Raw genomic sequence first — 18,544 nt, 5'->3', positions numbered from 1 at the left:
AAGCTTAGCATCATGCTAAGCTTATTGGTCTCCGTTCTATTATTCTGATCTCATATTCACCTAATAAGACTGCGAAGCCGTTTATGTTGGTACAAGTTGCTCTGCCCGTTCCCCTTTATCGGGTGTTTGACTATAGCCTACCAGCTGATATGCTTGCGTTGCCAGACAGTACGATACCGCAAATTGGCAGCCGTGTTGAGGTTTCATTCGGTCGTCAGACTCTGATTGGTATTGTGATTGCTCATATTTCACAAGACGATAGCAGCGTACCTGCTAACAAGATCAAACCTATTAATAAATGTCTAGATGCTGAGCCTATTTTGGACTCGGACATGCTCAAGCTTGCCTACTGGTTGGCACGCTATTACCACTATCCACTTGGCGACGTGTTAGCAGTTATCCTGCCAAGTCTTGTCCGTCAAGGCAAACCATTAGACTTGCTGATTACCCATTGGCGCATTTTGCCTCATATTACTGATGATGATTTTCGAGCCAATGCCAACAAACAAAAGCAGCAGTTCGACATGCTAAAGCTACATGGTCAGCACGGCGCAAGTGAAGATGTATTGCTACTAGAAGGGATGCAACGAGCCTTTTTAAAGACGTTAGAAGATAAAGGGTTAGTCGAGCGCTATATTCAGCCAAAACAAGCACCTACTCCAGTCAAACTGGCAAAAATGCCACTTGATCTCAATGATGAGCAGAAACTTGCTGTCGACGCTATTATCGCTGCCCACGAATCCGATACTTATACTGGTTTTCTGCTCAACGGTATTACTGGTAGTGGTAAAACCGAAGTCTATCTGCAAGCGATGCAAGCTGTATTAGAGGCTGGTAAACAAGTTCTTATTTTAGTGCCAGAGATTGGCCTCACACCGCAAACGCGGGCAAGATTTGCCAGTCGGTTCGCGGCCCACATTGTGCTATTGCACTCTGGCATGACCAATACTCATCGCTTGCAAGGTTGGCAAGACTGCCGTACGGGTCATGCACAAATCGTGATCGGTACACGTTCGGCTGTGCTATATCCTTTCTCAGACTTAGGCCTGATTGTCGTTGATGAGGCGCATGATGGCTCGTATAAGCAACAAGACACGTTACGTTATCATGCCGCTGATGTCGCTCTCTATCGAGGTTTGCAATACAAAATCCCAGTGATACTTGGTACTGCCACACCTTCCCTTGAGCATTTAAAACTGGTCGATGATGGCAAACTAGCAGAATACCAACTGCTTACTCGTCCGGGTAATGCCAAGCCTGCAACCATGCAGCTGATCGATGCTCGCTTGCAAAGTACTCATCAACAAGCACAAGATGACGGTGCGCGCTATGATACAGGGCTGACGGACGCCATGATCGGGGCGATACGGCAAACGCTAGAAGCCGGTGATCAAGTACTAATATTTTTGAATCGTCGTGGCTATGCGCCTGTTCTATTGTGCGAGGCTTGTGGCTGGCAGGCAGATTGTCCGCGCTGTGACGCTCACCTGACCGTTCACTATAATAGCCAAGCCCAGCGAAACAGTTATTCAAGCAACTCTTATTTGAAATGCCATCATTGCGATTGGCAAGCCTATATCCCTACCGTATGCCCTGATTGTGGTAGTCAAAATTTGGATGCCAAAGGCATGGGAACGACAAGGCTCAGCGAAAATCTACACGCAATCTTTGCTAATCCTCAAACCAGCAAAGAGCTCTATCCGATTATTCAAATAGACCGTGATACCACAAGACGCAAAGACAGCTGGGAAAATATTTACGAGCAAATTAATAAAGGCAACCCTGCCATATTGGTCGGTACACAGATGGTTGCCAAAGGGCATCACTTCCCCAACGTTACGCTGGTTTGCTTACCCAATGCTGATCGCGGATTTTTATCAGCAGACTTTCGCTCACCAGAGCATACCGCGCAGCTCATGATTCAGGTGGCTGGCCGTGCTGGCCGAGGTGACAAAGCTGGCCGCGTATTGATTCAAACGTTGCAGCCTGATAACGAGTTACTATTAAAACTGGTCAAAGACGGCTACTTGTCATTCGCGCGCGAGCTACTGCAAGAACGTCAAATGATGGGCTTACCTCCTCATCGACATGCTGCATTGATACGCTGTGAAGGCAAAACATTGGCAGCCACTACTCAAGCGCTCAAGGATGCTATTGCGCATTTGCCGAATGCTCATAACCTCGCTGTTCTCGGTCCTATTGATGCGCCCATGAGTAAAAAGAACAGCCGCTACCATGCACAGCTTTTGCTACTGGCTAAAGATCGTCGTCAATTGCACCATGTGTTAGGACAGTGGTGGCAGCCAGTGCTTGCCCTACCAAGCGCTAAATACCTTAAGCTCACTTTGGATATTGATCCTGTCGGTTGGTAGTTCTCACTCAGCTTTCAACAAATGGGTGAATATCTTTCTGCTCCTCTTCTCATCATGTTTACTTCGTCGTTACAGCTTCTCATGCTTGGCTATGTTAAATTTATAACCATCAAATGGTATGTGGTAAAGGCTCTACGCCTACTCTACCAATAGCAAGCATCACTTATTAGTAAACGTCACTTATTAGTAAACATCATCTATCGAACGCAACTATCAGCGAATTTGAGTATTATTATGAATCCAAATAATCCAAACTCTGACGAGCACAATCATAGCCAACAGTATGATAATACGGATGTGCCTAAGTACGTTCGCGAAGATGAAGAAAATAACTACACTCAAGAAAACCAAGGCCATCACGATCATGATGAGCATCTAGAGCAAACAACCACAGCACGAGATACCAAAGGCTATCAGCGCACCTTGCTGTTCAGCTTTATTATCATTACTGGTTATATGTTTATCGAAGCCATTGGTGGCTGGCTCACTGGTAGTTTGGCTCTGCTATCTGATGCAGGGCATATGTTGAGCGATGCGATAGCGCTTGGTGCCACTTTGGTCGCATTTAAAATCGGCGAAAAAGCGGCTACCCATCAGAAAACTTTTGGCTACAAGCGTTTTGAGATATTAGTTGCTACGGTAAATGGCGCTACCCTTGTGATAATCGCTTTGATGATTTTTTATGAAGCGATTAAACGCTTTAACTCACCGCCAGAAATTGCGACCCAAGGCATGCTTATCGTGGCGACTATCGGTATACTGATCAATATTTTGGTCGCTTGGCTAATGCACCGAGGTAGTCAAGGTGGCGAGCCACACAGCCATAATCATGGTACGGATGATGCCAAGGTCGCAGAGCAGAAACCTAATAATGAAGAACCCGTTAACCTTAATATGCAAAGCGCCTATTTGCACGTATTGAGCGATTTGTTAGGGTCAGTAGCTGCGATTATCGCTGCACTACTTATGATGGGTTTTGGTTGGGTATGGGCAGATGCAGTGGCATCAGTAATCGTTGCTGTGCTTATTTTAATCAGTGGCTACCGCGTTGTACGTGATTCTGTGCATATATTGATGGAAGGAACGCCTGCCAATATATCGCTCGTCGATGTAGAGCAAAAATTACTCGAAGACTCTCAAGTACAAAAAGTACATGACCTACATGTTTGGAGTATTACTAGCGGTCTCAATGCACTCTCTTGTCACGTGGTGGTCGATGGTGAAATGAGTATCCATGAATCAAATATTCTGATTACCAGTCTCGAACAAAGACTGCTAGAGCTTGGTATTCACCATGCTACTATTCAGGTCGAAAGCTCGCCTCACCCGCAGAATATCGCACATAGCGATGCATTGGTCTGTGATATTTCGGGACAGCTACCTGATGGTAATAGTCATATTGGTCATAACCATTAACGATACATTTTCAGCTAAGTGATTGAATAAAGAAGTCAATAAATTGAAACACGACCTAGAAAATACAAGTATAGGCATCTGATACTGGTTCATACTAAAAGTTACGTAGAATTAGAACTAGAATCTAGATCACATTAAGACAGTCGTGATTTGCGACAAACTTTTGCTTTATTCCATTCAAAAAACTTAAGTTCAAATCGGCTTATGTGGTTATAATAACTATTATAAAGTTTTGTTTAGCACCCCAGTTAATTTTTATAATCATACTTTTTGGTATTTTCACTCTATCTATTGATGATACAACACTATGTCTAGACGCTCAGCACCCTTTGTCGCCCCAGACTATATCGATGATCCTGCATCAAAAGATGGCAAAAAACACGCCAAAGTTTTGTTATCAACGCTGCAAGAAGACATTGCAAACTTTCGTAATGAACAGTTTCCACCTGATATTTTGCGCCAGATTCGTGATATGCCTATCTACGAAGGCAACTTAGCGGAGGTCCAAACCTATCAGCAACGTTGGCAAAATCTGCTTGAGCGTGCAAAGGATTTTTATCCAGCGGCCAATATGCCACCTGACTATCTGCCGCTCCCTGCCAGCCTTGAAATACCGCAATTCATCTATCACGTTCAGCGTCTACATTTAACTAAGACACGCGCCAAAGAATCTAAAAGCTTTGGATCAGTAGGCGCCCTGACTGATAAATGTGGTCAATATACGGATGATGAAATTGAGCGCATGACAGCGGTGCTAGATAACGACGAGGAAGCGCGACTGGTAGCGCATCGTGAATTTATCGATCTGCGTGCCTATGTTTTTTGTCGCGATAATAAGGGCGAAATGCTAGAGCCTGAGCGAGTACGCTTTTATCGTACGGGTCTTATTGTACATGCCCTGCCTGACTTTAAGATTGTAGATAGTCGCCAGACACCGCGTAAACGCCGCAACGATGCTTATAATAATCCGCTTGCAGACAATGGTGTGTGGAAAATTTATCGCAAAAAATAATAGATACTAGCGCGATATCGTTTTAGCCATACTGATTTTAGTCACGTTGATTTTATATCGTATATTTTATTCAAATTTTTAAGGAGCCCAGATGTTTGCTGCCGCCGCCGGCTCACCAAATCTTATGTTGCAAGCCACTATCTTTTTGGGAGCAGCATTACTCTTTGTCCCTCTCGGTAAACGCTTCGGCATTGCAACGGTTTTAGGCTACCTTATCACTGGACTCATACTGGGCCCAAGTGGCTTGGATGTGGCAGGCGACGCTGAAAGTCTATTGCACTTTTCAGAGTTTGGCGTGGTCATGCTGCTGTTCATTATCGGGCTTGAGCTCCAGCCTTCGCGGCTCTGGGCATTGCGCCGCTCTATATTTGTATTGGGCGGTTTGCAGGTCGGTTTGACTGGTACGCTACTGATGTGGCTCCTACATCAGTTTTTCTCCTTACAACTAGATACCGCCTTTATTGTTGGTTTTGGTTTGGCGCTATCCTCTACCGCGTTTGTACTACAGATACTGACTGAAAAGCAGCAGCTTTCGAGCACGCATGGTCGAGAAGCCTTCACTATCTTGTTATTCCAAGATATTGCAGTCATTCCGTTGTTAGCAGTCATTCCGTTCTTATCAGGGGTGCGTGAGCAAAGCTACGATTTGATTTATTTTGGTAAGGTATTTGCTGTCTTTGCCGGTCTGATTTTTGCCAGCCGTTATGTGGTTCGACCCTTCTTTAAATTTGTGGCTTCCAGTGGTGCGTCAGAACTACTGACAGCGGTTGCGCTATTTATCGTGATGGGCGTGTCTATTTTGATGGGCCAAATTGGTCTATCAATGGCATTAGGTGCATTTTTGACAGGTGTGTTGTTGGCAGATTCTGAGTATCGCCATGAGTTAGAAGCCAGTATCGAACCTTTTAAAGGGTTGCTATTAGGTCTGTTCTTTATGTCAGTCGGTATGCTTACCGACGTCAAACTCATTTTGGCAGAACCCATCTTTATTATTGGCTGTGCGCTCGCCTTGATGTTTATCAAATTTGCAGTGATTGCAGGTATTGCAAAAGTATCGGGCAATCGCTGGCCGACCAGTATTAGATTAGGCGTGACCTTAGCCCAAGGTGGTGAGTTTGCCTTTGTCTTGTTCAGTGTCGCTACTGCCCAAAATGTCTTGCGTCCCGAACTTGCCAATACTCTTAACTTAGTCGTTACCATCTCGATGGCGCTAACACCTCTGGCATTCTTGTTATTAGAAAAAGTGGGTGAGCCGCTATTTGCCAAGAGCAAGCCGAGCCGCGAATACGATACCATTCCCGATCATGAACATCAGGTCATTATTGCAGGCTTCGGCCGTGTCGGTCAGATTATTGGCCGTGTACTGCGCATGCATAATATCGAATTTACCGCCATTGAACGCTCTGCAAACCGAGTAGATTTTGTAAGAAAATTCGGTAACCAAGTCTATTATGGCGATCCGAAAAATCCTGAGATTTTACGAGCGGCAGGCATTCAAAAAGCGCGGGTGTTTATTCTTGCCATCGATGACTTAGAACGCTCTATCACCACCGCTCAATACTTGCGCAAAAACTATCCTGAACTGATTGTATTGGCAAGAGCACGTGATCGTCAGCATTATTATCGCTTGCGTGAAGTTGGCGTGCGGCACATTTGGCGTGAGACTTATTTGTCGTCTTTGGACATGTCACGCGAATCACTACAGTTATTAGGCATCTCACCAGAAAAAGCGCGAGAAACAGTAAAAACATTCCGTGATTATGATGATGACTTGATCGAACGCCAACAAGCAATTTACGATGATGAAGCTAGCATGATTGAGTCCGCGCAATCAGCAATGGCTGAGCTTGAAAGCTTGTTTGATGAAGATATTGGTAAAGCACGTAAAATGGATTTGACCGATTTTTATGAGGCGTTAAAGAGCCAAGCAACACCAGTTGAGGAAAAGAATGATACTGCAACGGACCCTAAGCATTAACCCTAAACAGTAGCTCTCAGCACTAGCAACATCTACAAGCACTCGTCAAATACAGCCCCTAATCAGCTATGCAGTTTTTAGGGGCTTGTTTTTTATTCAGTGAGCTGGTGCAATCCCAATTATCACTGTCTGGTATATGATAAAAGACCAGCGTCTGCTCGTTTAAATAGCGTATTGGAAACGTCACGTTCTGAATCGTTGCCACTACCGCACAGTCGGTTTTTGGCACACCAGCGGCCTGAGTATCGACATGCATGCGTAGTTGCTGCTGCTCGGTACTCAGGGGCAGATTTACTGGGCACTGCCTTGTCTGCTGATAAATCAACGCCACTCGATTTTGGGCATTCTTTGCAATATCATAAGCATCAAACAACACTTCGTTTGCTTTTGGCTTGGCAATAATCGGTAAGAACTGCACCTTAATCACCAATAACGAAAATGCAAAAAAACCAAACCCTAATGCCAGTCCGAACAAGCTAACACCGCCTTCTCTTTGCAGATGTGCCTTCTGTGCTGCCTCATCTCGCGGATGGTCATTTATCGCATCAGCGATCTCACGCCTTGCCATACGGTAGTAATACGCATCCGTCCAGCGTGCCACCATAAACGACCAAAACAGCCAAATAACAGCGGCAATACCGATACGTGTTACCATCTGATAAGCATCTGGTACATAGGACATCGCTATAAATTCGAAGGCGACTAGCACTAATGCCACATTAAGCTGGATAAAAGACCACCCTGCGACACTATAGACGATCGCATCCATATAGCGCTTGCGATATAGCAGCCAAGGGAAAGTGATAAAAAATGCAGCCCAATGCCATTTTGGTGACAGATAACCTTGCTGATCAAACTGCTCAAAGCGTTTGAGATAATAACGCTGGCTACGATTACCGATGAACCATTTGTCTAACTGCTTACGTTTAGCAGGTGTTAACGATTCTTGATAAAATGGTGGCGGTGAATCTGTCTCGATAAATAACATGGCAACACGCTCTACTTGCTGACTCTTAGAAAAAGCATTTAAAAGATACCATTATATGATAACGCTAAAACCCGTGTGTAACATAGAGAAACCCCAGCACTGACCAGCAAATACGCGAAAATAGGATTGTCCGTTCACAGTTGTATGGATTTGACTTATAATAAGCAAACATCACCCACCTAATTAAGCCTTACGAATCCTATGAGTCAACATTCTGATATCAATGACAACGTCAATAGTACCGATACTACTGATGAGCAAACCCTTAATAGCACAAGCGAGCCTATCAATAACGATAACAGCACTAGCCAAGAGATAGAACCGACCTCTGACAAGCATATCCGCATCGTCAATACGTTTATGAAGCGCCGTACGCACATGAACAAAAATGCTGAGCTTGCACTAACTGCTCCAGAATTTTCTGAGTATTTGGTCAATAACAGTTTTGGGGATGGCGATCTTACCGGTATTGACAACCTACGTACGTTATTTGCTGATAGCCCTAACGGCGCAGATGCACCGCTTACGGTAGAGATTGGTTTTGGCTTGGGTGATTCGTTTATTGAAATGGTGGCCGCTGACCCTACTCGTAATTTTGTCGGTGTAGAAGTGCATGAGCCTGGTATTGGTAAATGCGCTTATATGGCTGGCACCCAAGATTTGAGCAACGTAAAAATCATCAACGGTGATGCCATTCAATTGCTCAAGCAGCTACCAGAAAACCATATCGACCGTATTCAGCTATACTTCCCTGATCCATGGCAAAAGAAGCGTCACTATAAGCGTCGTTTTGTCAGTCCTGAACGTATGACCATCGTTACGCGCAGCTTAAAACAAGGCGGCTGGTTCCATACAGCAACTGACTGGGAGCATTATGCATTTTGGATGGTTGAAGTACTGGATGGTTTCGCTGGATTGACCAACAAAGCAGGTACAGGTAATTTCACTGAGCGTCCTGACTTTCGTCCAATGACTAAGTTTGAACGTCGTGGCCTCGACCGTGGGCATGGTGTTTGGGATTTGATCTATATCAAAGACTGATTAATACAGCTTTACTTTTAAATGTTTTGACAAAGCGGCTATCTGACGTAGCCGCTTTTTTGTGGCCTTCTATAGGCTGTAGAAAATATCTCTAAAAATACTAGACATCCTATACATAACTATGTCTGCTGATATCTTAGCTGTATATCTTGAGTCATACTCCTGACTTTTAATACCTATAGTATGATTATGCATAAAAAAAGATAAATTTATAATTTGTGAAACATAGCGCTCATAGCGTTGTTTGTAGACAAAATTGCTCCTATAAAATGATTAAAAACGAGATATAGAACCCGTTCCCAACACTAATAATCTACGTAAACTTATGTATTATAAGGCTTTACAGAGTTCTCCCCATAAGCTGTGGATAACCCTGTGTATAAGTCACCACTTGACAAGTTTATAGCTAAGCAACTTAAAGGATAAGGTAAAATCGTTCATTTTTTGTACAATTTATAAATCATTTAAAATCAAATACTTATATTAAATTCACACACATAAAAAATTATTTTAAATAATTTCTAAAATAATTTAATTATTCATAATGTTTCACAATTAGCGAAAATAAGCCTTTTATTTGTTGTGGACAACTCCTAAATCTATTGACAAGCATAGTCATTATCAGGTTCAAAACAACAACGACCTATCGCATTATTTCCGTAGATTTTAGCTTCATACCATACGACAGATAGTGTCGTCTAGCATCCCTCAACGCTCATTATCGTGCTTTGCTTTTGCTATAATTACCTTATCAAATCAACAGCGTTAAGAAGTTGAGTCGAGTAATTAGCACGCCAAGTCTGACTTAAAAACAACGATAACGACAGTATACTACGGACTTATTTTTACTTCTCTCACTATTTAATTTTACTGTATAGTAGAACGATACATTCGATACTACTACCTATACCAGTCACGTGACAACCTATTTTTCGATAAAACAGCCAAAAAATAATTGCCGATTTCATAACAGTCAGTATGCGTTTGTCAAAAGTTTTAACAGTACCAATATTTTATTTATAGCATCAACTTAACTACCGAAAACAAGGAATCCAATATGGACGACAATAAAGCCAAAGCCCTCAAAGCGGCATTAGGTCAAATCGAAAAGCAATTTGGTAAAAACACCATCATGCATCTAGGCGATGACTCGGCCATTATGGATGTCGATGTGGTCTCTACAGGCTCTCTAGGATTAGACATTGCGCTTGGTATTGGTGGTCTACCAAAAGGCCGTATCGTTGAAATTTACGGTCCAGAAAGTTCAGGTAAGACGACGATGACCCTGCAAGCTATTGCAGAATGTCAAAAGCAAGGCGGTACCTGTGCCTTTATAGATGCCGAGCATGCGCTCGACCCTGTTTATGCACGCAAGCTTGGAGTAAACACTGATGACTTATTGCTCTCGCAGCCTGACAATGGCGAGCAAGCACTTGAAATTACCGACATGTTGGTACGATCAGGCGCAATCGATATGATCGTGATTGACTCAGTAGCTGCGTTGACACCACGTGCCGAGATTGAAGGTGAAATGGGCGACTCACACATGGGTCTACAAGCGCGTCTGATGAGCCAAGCCCTACGTAAAATCACTGGTAACGCCAAACGCTCTAACTGTATGGTGGTCTTTATCAACCAGATTCGTATGAAAATCGGTGTTATGTTCGGTAGCCCCGAAACGACGACTGGTGGTAACGCGCTGAAATTCTACGCCTCTGTACGTATGGATATTCGACGTATTGGTGCGGTCAAAAATGGTGATGAAATCATCGGTAACCAGACCCGTGTCAAAGTTATTAAAAACAAAATGGCACCACCTTTCCGCCAAGCTGAGTTCGAAATTACTTACGGTGAAGGTACGAATCACTTAGCCGAAGTTATCGACTTAGGCGTAGAGATTGGAGCGGTTGGCAAAGCAGGATCTTGGTACAGCTATGGCGACGAAAAAATCGGTCAAGGTAAAGCCAACTCTGTGCTTTTCTTAAAAGAGAACCCTGCCATTGCTCAAGAAATCGAAGACAAGATTCGTGACGAAAAGCTTGGTACAAAGAAAAATAGCAAAGCCGACGAAACTGCAGATGCAGAACAGGCTTCTGAACCTGTACAATAACGGTTTAGCGATTAACCGTTGTCAGTTAATATGATTCATTATGAAAATTAAAACCTTAGCTGAAATTCTAGCTGAGTCGGCACCCGACTCAGCTAGTTCTGTTGATAGAAAATCAAAAAAACTGTCCAAAGATTCTCATACGAAAGAGCCTAAAAAACGAGAGAAACCTAGTAAACGGGCTATTCGTTCAAGTAAAGATGATTCAGTCACGAATGACGCTACTATTGATACAGCGTTTTTTGAAGACTCCTCTCCTAAGTCAAAGAAAACGTCTAAATCTAAAAAACGTAAAAAGCGTTTTCATCCAGCGGCTAATTTTACCGCTGATCCTAGTGATACCCCTACATATCAGCCACCCGAAGCGCAAACCATTAAAGAGATGCTGGCAGAAGTCAAACTCGACATTCAGAACGACGAAATTAGTGATGGTTTGACAAATGGTACTAGTGATAGTACTAAGCCGCTATCCAAAAACTCAGAAAATGAAGCTGAGCTTTTTGCTATCAATGATAGTGAAACAGACAGCCAAAACGATAACATACCAGCCGCGCTCAAAGCCTACTTACGAACCCCTGAACAAAAACAAGCAGAAATCGATGCGATCAAAGCAGAAAGTCGATTGCGTTGGCTCGCATTTTATTACTTATCACGCCGTGAATACGGTAAGGCTGAGCTAAAGCAAAAGCTGATCGACAAAGAACAAGACCCAGAGAAAATTGACGCACTGCTCGATGAGTTTGAAGAAAAAGGTTATCAAAGTGATTACCGCACTACCCTAATGCTGATACGTGAGAATATCCGTAAAGGCCGCGGACGTGGTCGGATCAAACAAGAATTCTATCGTAAGAAAATCGCTATGCCAGGTAACATCGATGAGCTAATTGATATGGCAAATACTGAGTCTGATGAATTTAGTGAGTTTGTAGATGATGATGCAGACAACCTAGTCGATGGTGTAGATTGGCTAAAACTGGCGGTGATAGCACGTACCAAAAAATACGGTAATGACATACCAGTTGAGCAAAAAGAAAAAGCCAAGCAGTTACGTTTTTTACAGTATAGAGGGTTTAATACCGATATCTGCTTTGCAGCACTTAACCATACTACAGAGACGCTAGACGAGCGATTTTAAGGGCTTACTATCACTGTCGCTGCCAAACGGTATTTACCGACAGTCATGCTCTTGTGATAGACGTAAAAAAGAACACGTTATATAACGTGCTCTTTAATCAATACTATCAATTGTTTTAATCTACATGACTTTTAAGTATTCAATTAGAAATTTTCGAATTCTAAGCTGCCAAACTACTTAAAATTACCAAGACGGCTAGATAACTGGCTAATGATTTGATCTATCTCTTCATTGGCCTCAGACTCATTATCCAGATTACCATTAGGGGTTAGCTGATTCATTACCTCAGGTAACAGCTCAGCAAGTCCCTGTCTTACCTCAGTTTCATTAGCACCAGTATGAGCGGCCACTTGCTGAATTTCGTTTTCGTCAAATAAACGATTGATTTCATTTGGATCTAAATTATCGTTTGCTTCGTTATTACTCATCCAAGAGCGTGCTTGACCTTCGTAACCCATACCAGTGATTTTTGACAATGCACCGCTCAAACCACCATTACGTTTGATCCAGCTAAGTACCATAGGCATCAATGCAGCAACGAGCATACCTTTACCACCAAACCCACTATTAGTACGCTGGCCACCTAATACACTACCTAAAATATCACCTAGTCCACCAGCACCTGAACTCATACCGCCGCGCTGACTACCGCCAGTGAGACCACCAATGATATCATCTAAGCCAAAACCATTATCTGCTTGACGGCTATTTTGTTGAGGGCTATAACCACCTGCCTGACTGCCACCGCCCAGCACACTACCTAAAATATCACCTAGTCCGCCAGTCTGCCGTGTTTCAGTACGTTGGTTAACTGGATTGCGTTGAGCGTCGTCTGGATTCATTGCACTACGTGCCACTTGGCTCACTAAATTCCCTAATAAGCTCATTATCTATTCCTCTTTTTATCGTATTGTTTAGTACAAAAATACTGCTAAAATTTATGAAACATCATATCTGCCTACATGTTCTTTAATAACAGGACAGCAGACTTATGAGTTTTATTTTCTATTTTTAATATAACAGATTTTAATATAACAAACCTCTTTGTCCTTTGAGATAGCTATTTTGTTATGACGTGTAGAGATTTCTCATCGTAAAAGGAGAAATATAAGACCAATAAATACTCAGCTATCTAATATTACCCTTACTGATATTGGTTAAAATATTTAATTGTCGCCATTGCTCAGAATTTACTTGGTCGCGGAATATAGTAGTCGAAAACGATCTTTGATAAGGTTCAACGATATCGAACTCGATACTCATTGCCCACTTATAACAATTTATATCGACTAACTCTGCTTGCCATAACTCATCGCCGCGACCCGTTCGTATCAGTAACTGCCATTCTTTATCGACACGCTGACTGAGCGATGGCTGACTAATATGTAATAGGATTGGTCTCGATATAATCAGATAACTTGCAACTGCTGCCGAGACTATTAAGATTAGTAAATACTGCCACAAAGCCAAAGATGCAAACCATGCCAATATCATCATAACGCCAGTCAAGCCTACATATAGCAGCGCGCGTAAATAACTGGCAGGCTTGATAGCTGTATCAATACGTAGCGAGGTTACTGGCGTCATATAAGCGTACCATGGGAAACGTTAGATATTGTGCTGACCCGTTCCTTAAGAGCTAAACCAAATCTTTGGTATGGCGCCATGTTTTAATCTTATTGACCAATGCCCAGATATCATCCTCTTCTGGACGATTTTGATTGGTAAAATAATCTAATAGATCAGGGTCTTCATGAGTCAGCATTTCTGCAAAGGTTGCTTGCTCAGTAGCATCTGCTGTCAGATACAGCTCTTTGACGTAAGGATCAATATAAAAATCCAATTCTTTTAATCCGCGGCGAGCTTGATAAATGATGCGGCGCTGTTCATTGGTTGGTTCTGGCTGAGTTGTACTTGTCATAGATTTACTCTTGTTAATTTGGATAGCTTTGTGGGTTTAGATAGTTTAAAAGTAGACGTTAAGCATAGCGTATAGAATATTTATAGTCTTGAAACCTCACTATGCATTCGGACATGTAGAATGAAATTAACAACGATATGCTGACAGTTGACTCCATAAGGCCATTGCTTGCTGCATCATTGCCACGTTATGCGTACGAATAATACTTGCGCCTTGTTGTAGCGCAAACAACCCAGCAGCGGTTCCTGCCGAATCACGCTCTACCGCTTGCGTCATACTTACGGATTGCACCCCACTTTTGGTCAATACTTCTGCCAAGAAACGCTTGCGAGAAATGCCAAACATCATCGGCAGCCCTAATGTCTGCAAGCTACTCAGCTGATTTAATAGCGCGCAATGATGTTCATAGTTTTTGGCAAAACCAAAACCTGGGTCGATAATGATATTGCTTCGTTTGACGCCGATGCTCACTACTTCGTTAATACGGTCGAGCAGCTCTGTACGCACTTCATCGATCACATTGTCATACTGTGCCAGATTATTCATTGTCGTTGGCTCACCGCGCATATGCATTAGCATAACAGGTATATCAAGCTTAGCCGCTAGCTCTGGCGCACCAGTACGTTTCAGTGCTCGTACATCGTTCCAAATGTCAGCACCTTCATTAAATGCTGCCTGCATGACTTCAGGACTGCTAGTATCAATCGATAACCAAATGGCATCACCACAGTGCTGACGAATGGCTCGGACCACTGGTACAACTCGTTGTATCTCATCATCAGTCGCCACAGTTTGCGCATTTGGACGAGTAGACTCACCACCGATATCGATAATAGTAGCGCCTTCATTTATCATCTGCTGACAATGAGCGACGGCTTTATCTACTGCGTTAAACTGCCCACCGTCTGAAAATGAATCTGGCGTTACGTTTAAGATGCCCATGACATGTGGCTGCGACAAATCTAAGGTTTTATCACGGCTAGACATTTGATATTTGGGTAAAGGTTGGAAAAATGACATGAATAATCCATCACAAGTAAAATTTATAATGCAGCTTTAGGTCGTATTGAACATTCGACCATGGCACTGATAGAGACTATTTTTTAGACAGTTCGACGTTAAAAATAGTAAGTTTAGTCATTCTAAGCGTGTATTTTTAACAATGAAATGGCAAAAAAGAGTCCTGTCTCCTTCTGTTAATATTAGAGCTGAGCCTAAAACTGCCGCCAGATCCATACAAGCAGTACGTTGCAAACCTAGTTAAGGCTGGAGCATTACCGTCACTTTATGCCTTGTCTGGAACAGTTTTAGCGATTAGCAGTGCCTATTTGTGAATGTTCAACACGCCCTATTTATTGTTATCTATGCTTATGATACCAGTAAATCCTGTGGGGTTCTAAATCCTTCATAAAATGATGACAATAAAAAAGCCCTTTATCATAAAGGGCTTCTTATTAAACATGAATCAGTTAGAGCCTACATCGCTGGTAATGGTGGCGGTGTAGCACCCGTTGTTTTAACGTCGTTCTTCGACAAGTTTACTTCGTTATGCTGGTAAACTCTTGGTGGACGAGGTTCTTCACCTGCTAAGATATCTTGCAGTTGGTCACGATCAATGGTTTCCCAGTTCATAAGTGCATCAACCATCGCATGCATTTTGTCTTGGTTGGCTTCAATCAATTCACGAGCGATATCATACTGCTCTTCTAGCATACGACGCACTTCTTCATCGACCTTCTGCTGCGTAGCTTCAGAGATAGTACGACCGCCACCGCCGAAATATCCTTGCGAGTTGTCGTCATCTTCGTACACCATGATACCAAGTGCATCAGACATACCGTACTTCGTGACCATCGCACGTGCCATTTTAGTAGCGCGTTCAAAGTCGTTCGAAGCACCCGTTGACATCTGATTAATAAATACTTCTTCAGCGATACGACCACCAAACAAAATAGCAATGTCGCTCAGCATTTTCGACTTATACATACTAGTCTGATCATGCTCAGGCAACTGCCAAGTCACACCAAGGGCAAAGCCACGCGGCATAATAGTAACCTTATGCACCGGATCTGTACCTGGTAATAGCTCAGCTACTAACGCATGACCCGCTTCGTGATATGCAGTTGCACGGCGTTCTTCTTCGCGTATGACCATGGATTTGCGTTCAGGACCCATATATAGCTTGTCCTTCGCATCTTCAAAGTCATTCATATCGACGCTGGTCTTGTTGCGACGCGCGGCAAATAATGCAGCTTCGTTTACAAGGTTAGCAAGCTGTGCACCACTAAATCCAGGCGTACCACGAGCAAGAGAGCTTGCGTCTACACTGATTGTGTTTGGCAGTTTCTTCAAATGAACTTTCAATATTTGTTCACGGCCTTTGATATCCGGCAAACCTACTTGTACCTGACGGTCAAAACGACCTGGACGCAATAATGCTTTATCAAGTACGTCAGCACGGTTGGTTGCGGCAATAACAATAACGCCTTCATTACCTTCAAAACCATCCATCTCAACCAATAGTTGGTTCAATGTCTGCTCGCGTTCATCGTTACCGCCGCCCATACCGGAACCACGGTGACGACCGACTGCATCAATCTCATCAATAAAGATGATACAAGGAGCACTTTTTTTCGCCTGTTCAAACATATCACGAACACGAGATGCACCAACACCGACGAACATCTCAACAAAATCAGAGCCTGAGATTGAGAAAAACGGCACTTTGGCCTCACCAGCAATAGCTCTTGCTAACAACGTTTTACCTGTACCTGGAGGACCTACCATCAAGATACCACGAGGAATCGTTGCACCCAACTTGGTAAATTTGTCTGGATCACGTAAGAACTCAACCACTTCAACGACTTCTTCTTTGGCTTCTTCACAACCGGCCACGTCTTCGAAGTTAACATTGATTTGATCTTCTGTCAGCATTTTCGCTTTTGATTTACCAAAGCTCATTGGACCGCCGCCTTTACCGCCAGCGCCGCCCTGCATATTACGCATAAAGAATAAGAACAGACCAATAATCAATAGAATTGGGAAGCTGGCTATCAGTAGTTGCATCAATACGCTTTGGCGCTTTGGTGCAGTTCCTTGAACTTCGACTTGGTTCTCACGTAGCATTGGCATGAGCTGGTCATCTGACACAGCTGGTCTGATGGTCTCAAAAGATGAGCCATTTTTCTTTTCGCCGGTGATCTGTTCGCCGTCAATTTCGACACTGGCTACTTGGTTTTCTGACACAGCGGTCACAAACTCAGAGTAGTTAAGGTTATCTGGCTCAGATGATTGATCAAAGCCGCTAAACACCAGCACTAAAACGCCGATTACCACCAGCCACAATAAGGTATTTTTTACCATGTCGCTCACTAGTTATTCCCATCCCTTACTTATTGGTGTGTTTATTAAACACGTGACGTCTATAAACGTATTGCTCATTTTTAACGAATATCCCGATAATAAAAAGCTGCTAAATTAAACTTATATGATTTATAGGTAGCATAAAAATTGTTTTTATAAATAATCAGTATGAGATAAACATAGATATACGATCATTGAGCTTGTAAAACGCTTATTATCAGACGACTTTGCCTAAAACGTATGCTAAAAACAAAGGTAATATACCATGATATGTGGTGCTAACCCGCATAATTCAAGCAGGTTTCACGATTATTCATTTAACAATTGACGCAGCTTTTATATCGCGATAATAACACTTTATGGTGGTTTACCCTCTCGCTTACAATAGTAGCAACTCATTGATGTTAAAACTATTTAATCGCCACCCAAAACATCTCTTTTGAGCGTGGTCGTGACGCACCTGGCTTTATACTACGAATCTTACTAAAATCCTGCTGCATCTGCTTGCGTAATTCTTGTGTACCCTCACCTTGAAACACTTTCATAATAAGTGCGCCACCTTTTGGTAAGGTTGCAAGCGCGAAGTCTACTGCCAGCTCACATAAGTACATCATACGTGGCTGATCGATAGCACTGTTCCCAGCGGTATTGGGTGCCATGTCAGACAATACCACGTCGACTTGCCTATCACCCACTTCTGCCATAATAGCGTCAAACACTTCAGCTTCACGAAAATCGCCCTGAATAAAGGTCACATCAGGCAAGGTATCCATCGCCAAAATATCAGAGGCAATCAAGATACCATCGTCACCTACCAATCGACCAGCGACTTGTGACCAGCTACCAGGCGCACTGCCCAAATCTACGACCGTCATGCCTTTTTTGATCAGGTTGGTTTTTTCATTAATCTCTAATAATTTATAAGCGGCACGGGCACGGTAGCCATCTTTTTGAGCTTTTTGTACATAATGATCGTCAATATGCTCTTTCATCCAAGCACTGCTGCTCTTTGATAGTTTTTTGTTTTCGATACGCGTGGCCAAAATACCTGCTCCTATTGCTTTACTAAATCTAGCTGCTCTAATTGCTCTATCACTTACAAACTGATATTAATCCGTTGCGGATTATTCTAAATACAGTGTTGATCAGATTTTTTATTCATGGTTGGTTGCAAACTGACCAAATTCTATTGGTTAAATAACTGTTTTATA

At 42.9% G+C, this 18,544-nt stretch carries 14 protein-coding genes; 7 read left to right on the top strand and 7 right to left on the bottom strand.

Translation table 11 applies throughout. From position 1 onward, the window contains the following. Positions 1-83 precede the first annotated feature (83 nt). The 4 genes from CXF62_RS02535 (at position 84) to CXF62_RS02520 (ending at position 6,778) form a co-directional block, all read left to right on the top strand. The gene (locus tag CXF62_RS02535) at positions 84-2,372 is read left to right on the top strand and encodes a primosomal protein N' (RefSeq protein ID WP_102092781.1); all 2,289 of its coding nucleotides are present in this window, start codon (positions 84-86) and stop codon (positions 2,370-2,372) included. 234 nt (positions 2,373-2,606) lie between these two features. Next, positions 2,607-3,788 (top strand): cation diffusion facilitator family transporter, encoded by a 1,182-nt coding sequence (locus tag CXF62_RS02530; RefSeq protein ID WP_102092780.1) that lies wholly within the window; start codon positions 2,607-2,609, stop codon positions 3,786-3,788. A 307-nt stretch (positions 3,789-4,095) separates the two neighbouring features. Next, the gene (locus CXF62_RS02525) at positions 4,096-4,800 is read left to right on the top strand and encodes a hypothetical protein (protein ID WP_102092779.1); all 705 of its coding nucleotides are present in this window, start codon (positions 4,096-4,098) and stop codon (positions 4,798-4,800) included. Between the two features lie 91 nt (positions 4,801-4,891). Then, positions 4,892-6,778 (top strand): monovalent cation:proton antiporter-2 (CPA2) family protein, encoded by a 1,887-nt coding sequence (locus tag CXF62_RS02520; protein WP_102092778.1) that lies wholly within the window; start codon positions 4,892-4,894, stop codon positions 6,776-6,778. 58 nt (positions 6,779-6,836) lie between these two features. Here the strand turns inward: CXF62_RS02520 and CXF62_RS02515 are convergent, their stop codons facing one another. Further along, on the bottom strand, positions 6,837-7,766 hold the full coding sequence (locus CXF62_RS02515) for a DUF2628 domain-containing protein (RefSeq protein ID WP_102092777.1): 930 nt from the start codon (positions 7,764-7,766) through the stop codon (positions 6,837-6,839). A 201-nt stretch (positions 7,767-7,967) separates the two neighbouring features. Between CXF62_RS02515 and trmB the strand changes: the two genes are divergently transcribed. The 3 genes from trmB to CXF62_RS02500 all read left to right on the top strand — a co-directional run bounded on the left by trmB (position 7,968) and on the right by CXF62_RS02500 (position 12,049). Then, complete coding sequence (gene trmB, locus CXF62_RS02510) at positions 7,968-8,807, top strand: tRNA (guanosine(46)-N7)-methyltransferase TrmB (protein ID WP_102092776.1); 840 nt, start codon at positions 7,968-7,970, stop codon at positions 8,805-8,807. A 1,057-nt stretch (positions 8,808-9,864) separates the two neighbouring features. Beyond that, positions 9,865-10,917 (top strand): recombinase RecA, encoded by a 1,053-nt coding sequence (gene recA / locus CXF62_RS02505; protein WP_102092775.1) that lies wholly within the window; start codon positions 9,865-9,867, stop codon positions 10,915-10,917. 40 nt (positions 10,918-10,957) lie between these two features. Further along, positions 10,958-12,049 (top strand): regulatory protein RecX, encoded by a 1,092-nt coding sequence (locus CXF62_RS02500; protein ID WP_102092774.1) that lies wholly within the window; start codon positions 10,958-10,960, stop codon positions 12,047-12,049. A 173-nt stretch (positions 12,050-12,222) separates the two neighbouring features. Here CXF62_RS02500 and CXF62_RS02495 read toward each other — a convergent pair whose 3' ends face one another. From CXF62_RS02495 to CXF62_RS02470, 6 genes are all read right to left on the bottom strand, one after another. Next, the gene (locus tag CXF62_RS02495) at positions 12,223-12,936 is read right to left on the bottom strand and encodes a YidB family protein (RefSeq protein WP_102092773.1); all 714 of its coding nucleotides are present in this window, start codon (positions 12,934-12,936) and stop codon (positions 12,223-12,225) included. 241 nt (positions 12,937-13,177) lie between these two features. Beyond that, entirely contained in the window at positions 13,178-13,636 is a 459-nt protein-coding gene (locus CXF62_RS02490) for a hypothetical protein (protein ID WP_102092772.1), read from the bottom strand. Between the two features lie 52 nt (positions 13,637-13,688). Next, positions 13,689-13,970 carry an FAD assembly factor SdhE gene (locus CXF62_RS02485; protein ID WP_057761419.1) on the bottom strand — a complete coding sequence of 94 codons (282 nt, stop codon included), beginning with the start codon at positions 13,968-13,970 and terminating at the stop codon, positions 13,689-13,691. A 126-nt stretch (positions 13,971-14,096) separates the two neighbouring features. After that, complete coding sequence (gene folP, locus CXF62_RS02480) at positions 14,097-14,990, bottom strand: dihydropteroate synthase (RefSeq protein ID WP_102092771.1); 894 nt, start codon at positions 14,988-14,990, stop codon at positions 14,097-14,099. 456 nt (positions 14,991-15,446) lie between these two features. Further along, a complete protein-coding gene (gene ftsH, locus CXF62_RS02475) occupies positions 15,447-17,342 on the bottom strand; it encodes an ATP-dependent zinc metalloprotease FtsH (protein WP_057761422.1) in 1,896 nt (631 codons plus the stop codon). Positions 17,343-17,743: 401 nt separating this feature from the next. Next, complete coding sequence (locus CXF62_RS02470) at positions 17,744-18,376, bottom strand: RlmE family RNA methyltransferase (RefSeq protein ID WP_102092770.1); 633 nt, start codon at positions 18,374-18,376, stop codon at positions 17,744-17,746. Positions 18,377-18,544 lie beyond the last annotated feature (168 nt).

Origin of the sequence: Psychrobacter sp. MES7-P7E (assembly GCF_002863645.1) — a bacterium.
Taxonomy (GTDB): domain Bacteria; phylum Pseudomonadota; class Gammaproteobacteria; order Pseudomonadales; family Moraxellaceae; genus Psychrobacter.
The sequence above is the reverse complement of the archived record's forward strand: the minus strand, read 5'-3'. Positions and strand labels throughout refer to the sequence as shown.

Coding starts and splice junctions, on each gene's coding strand:
- CXF62_RS02535 (WP_102092781.1), top strand. CDS start 84: ATGTTGGTACAAGTTGCTCTGCCCGTTCCCCTTTATCGGGTGTTTGAC.
- CXF62_RS02530 (WP_102092780.1), top strand. CDS start 2,607: ATGAATCCAAATAATCCAAACTCTGACGAGCACAATCATAGCCAACAG.
- CXF62_RS02525 (WP_102092779.1), top strand. CDS start 4,096: ATGTCTAGACGCTCAGCACCCTTTGTCGCCCCAGACTATATCGATGAT.
- CXF62_RS02520 (WP_102092778.1), top strand. CDS start 4,892: ATGTTTGCTGCCGCCGCCGGCTCACCAAATCTTATGTTGCAAGCCACT.
- CXF62_RS02515 (WP_102092777.1), bottom strand. CDS start 7,766: ATGTTATTTATCGAGACAGATTCACCGCCACCATTTTATCAAGAATCG.
- trmB (WP_102092776.1), top strand. CDS start 7,968: ATGAGTCAACATTCTGATATCAATGACAACGTCAATAGTACCGATACT.
- recA (WP_102092775.1), top strand. CDS start 9,865: ATGGACGACAATAAAGCCAAAGCCCTCAAAGCGGCATTAGGTCAAATC.
- CXF62_RS02500 (WP_102092774.1), top strand. CDS start 10,958: ATGAAAATTAAAACCTTAGCTGAAATTCTAGCTGAGTCGGCACCCGAC.
- CXF62_RS02495 (WP_102092773.1), bottom strand. CDS start 12,936: ATGAGCTTATTAGGGAATTTAGTGAGCCAAGTGGCACGTAGTGCAATG.
- CXF62_RS02490 (WP_102092772.1), bottom strand. CDS start 13,636: ATGACGCCAGTAACCTCGCTACGTATTGATACAGCTATCAAGCCTGCC.
- CXF62_RS02485 (WP_057761419.1), bottom strand. CDS start 13,970: ATGACAAGTACAACTCAGCCAGAACCAACCAATGAACAGCGCCGCATC.
- folP (WP_102092771.1), bottom strand. CDS start 14,990: ATGTCATTTTTCCAACCTTTACCCAAATATCAAATGTCTAGCCGTGAT.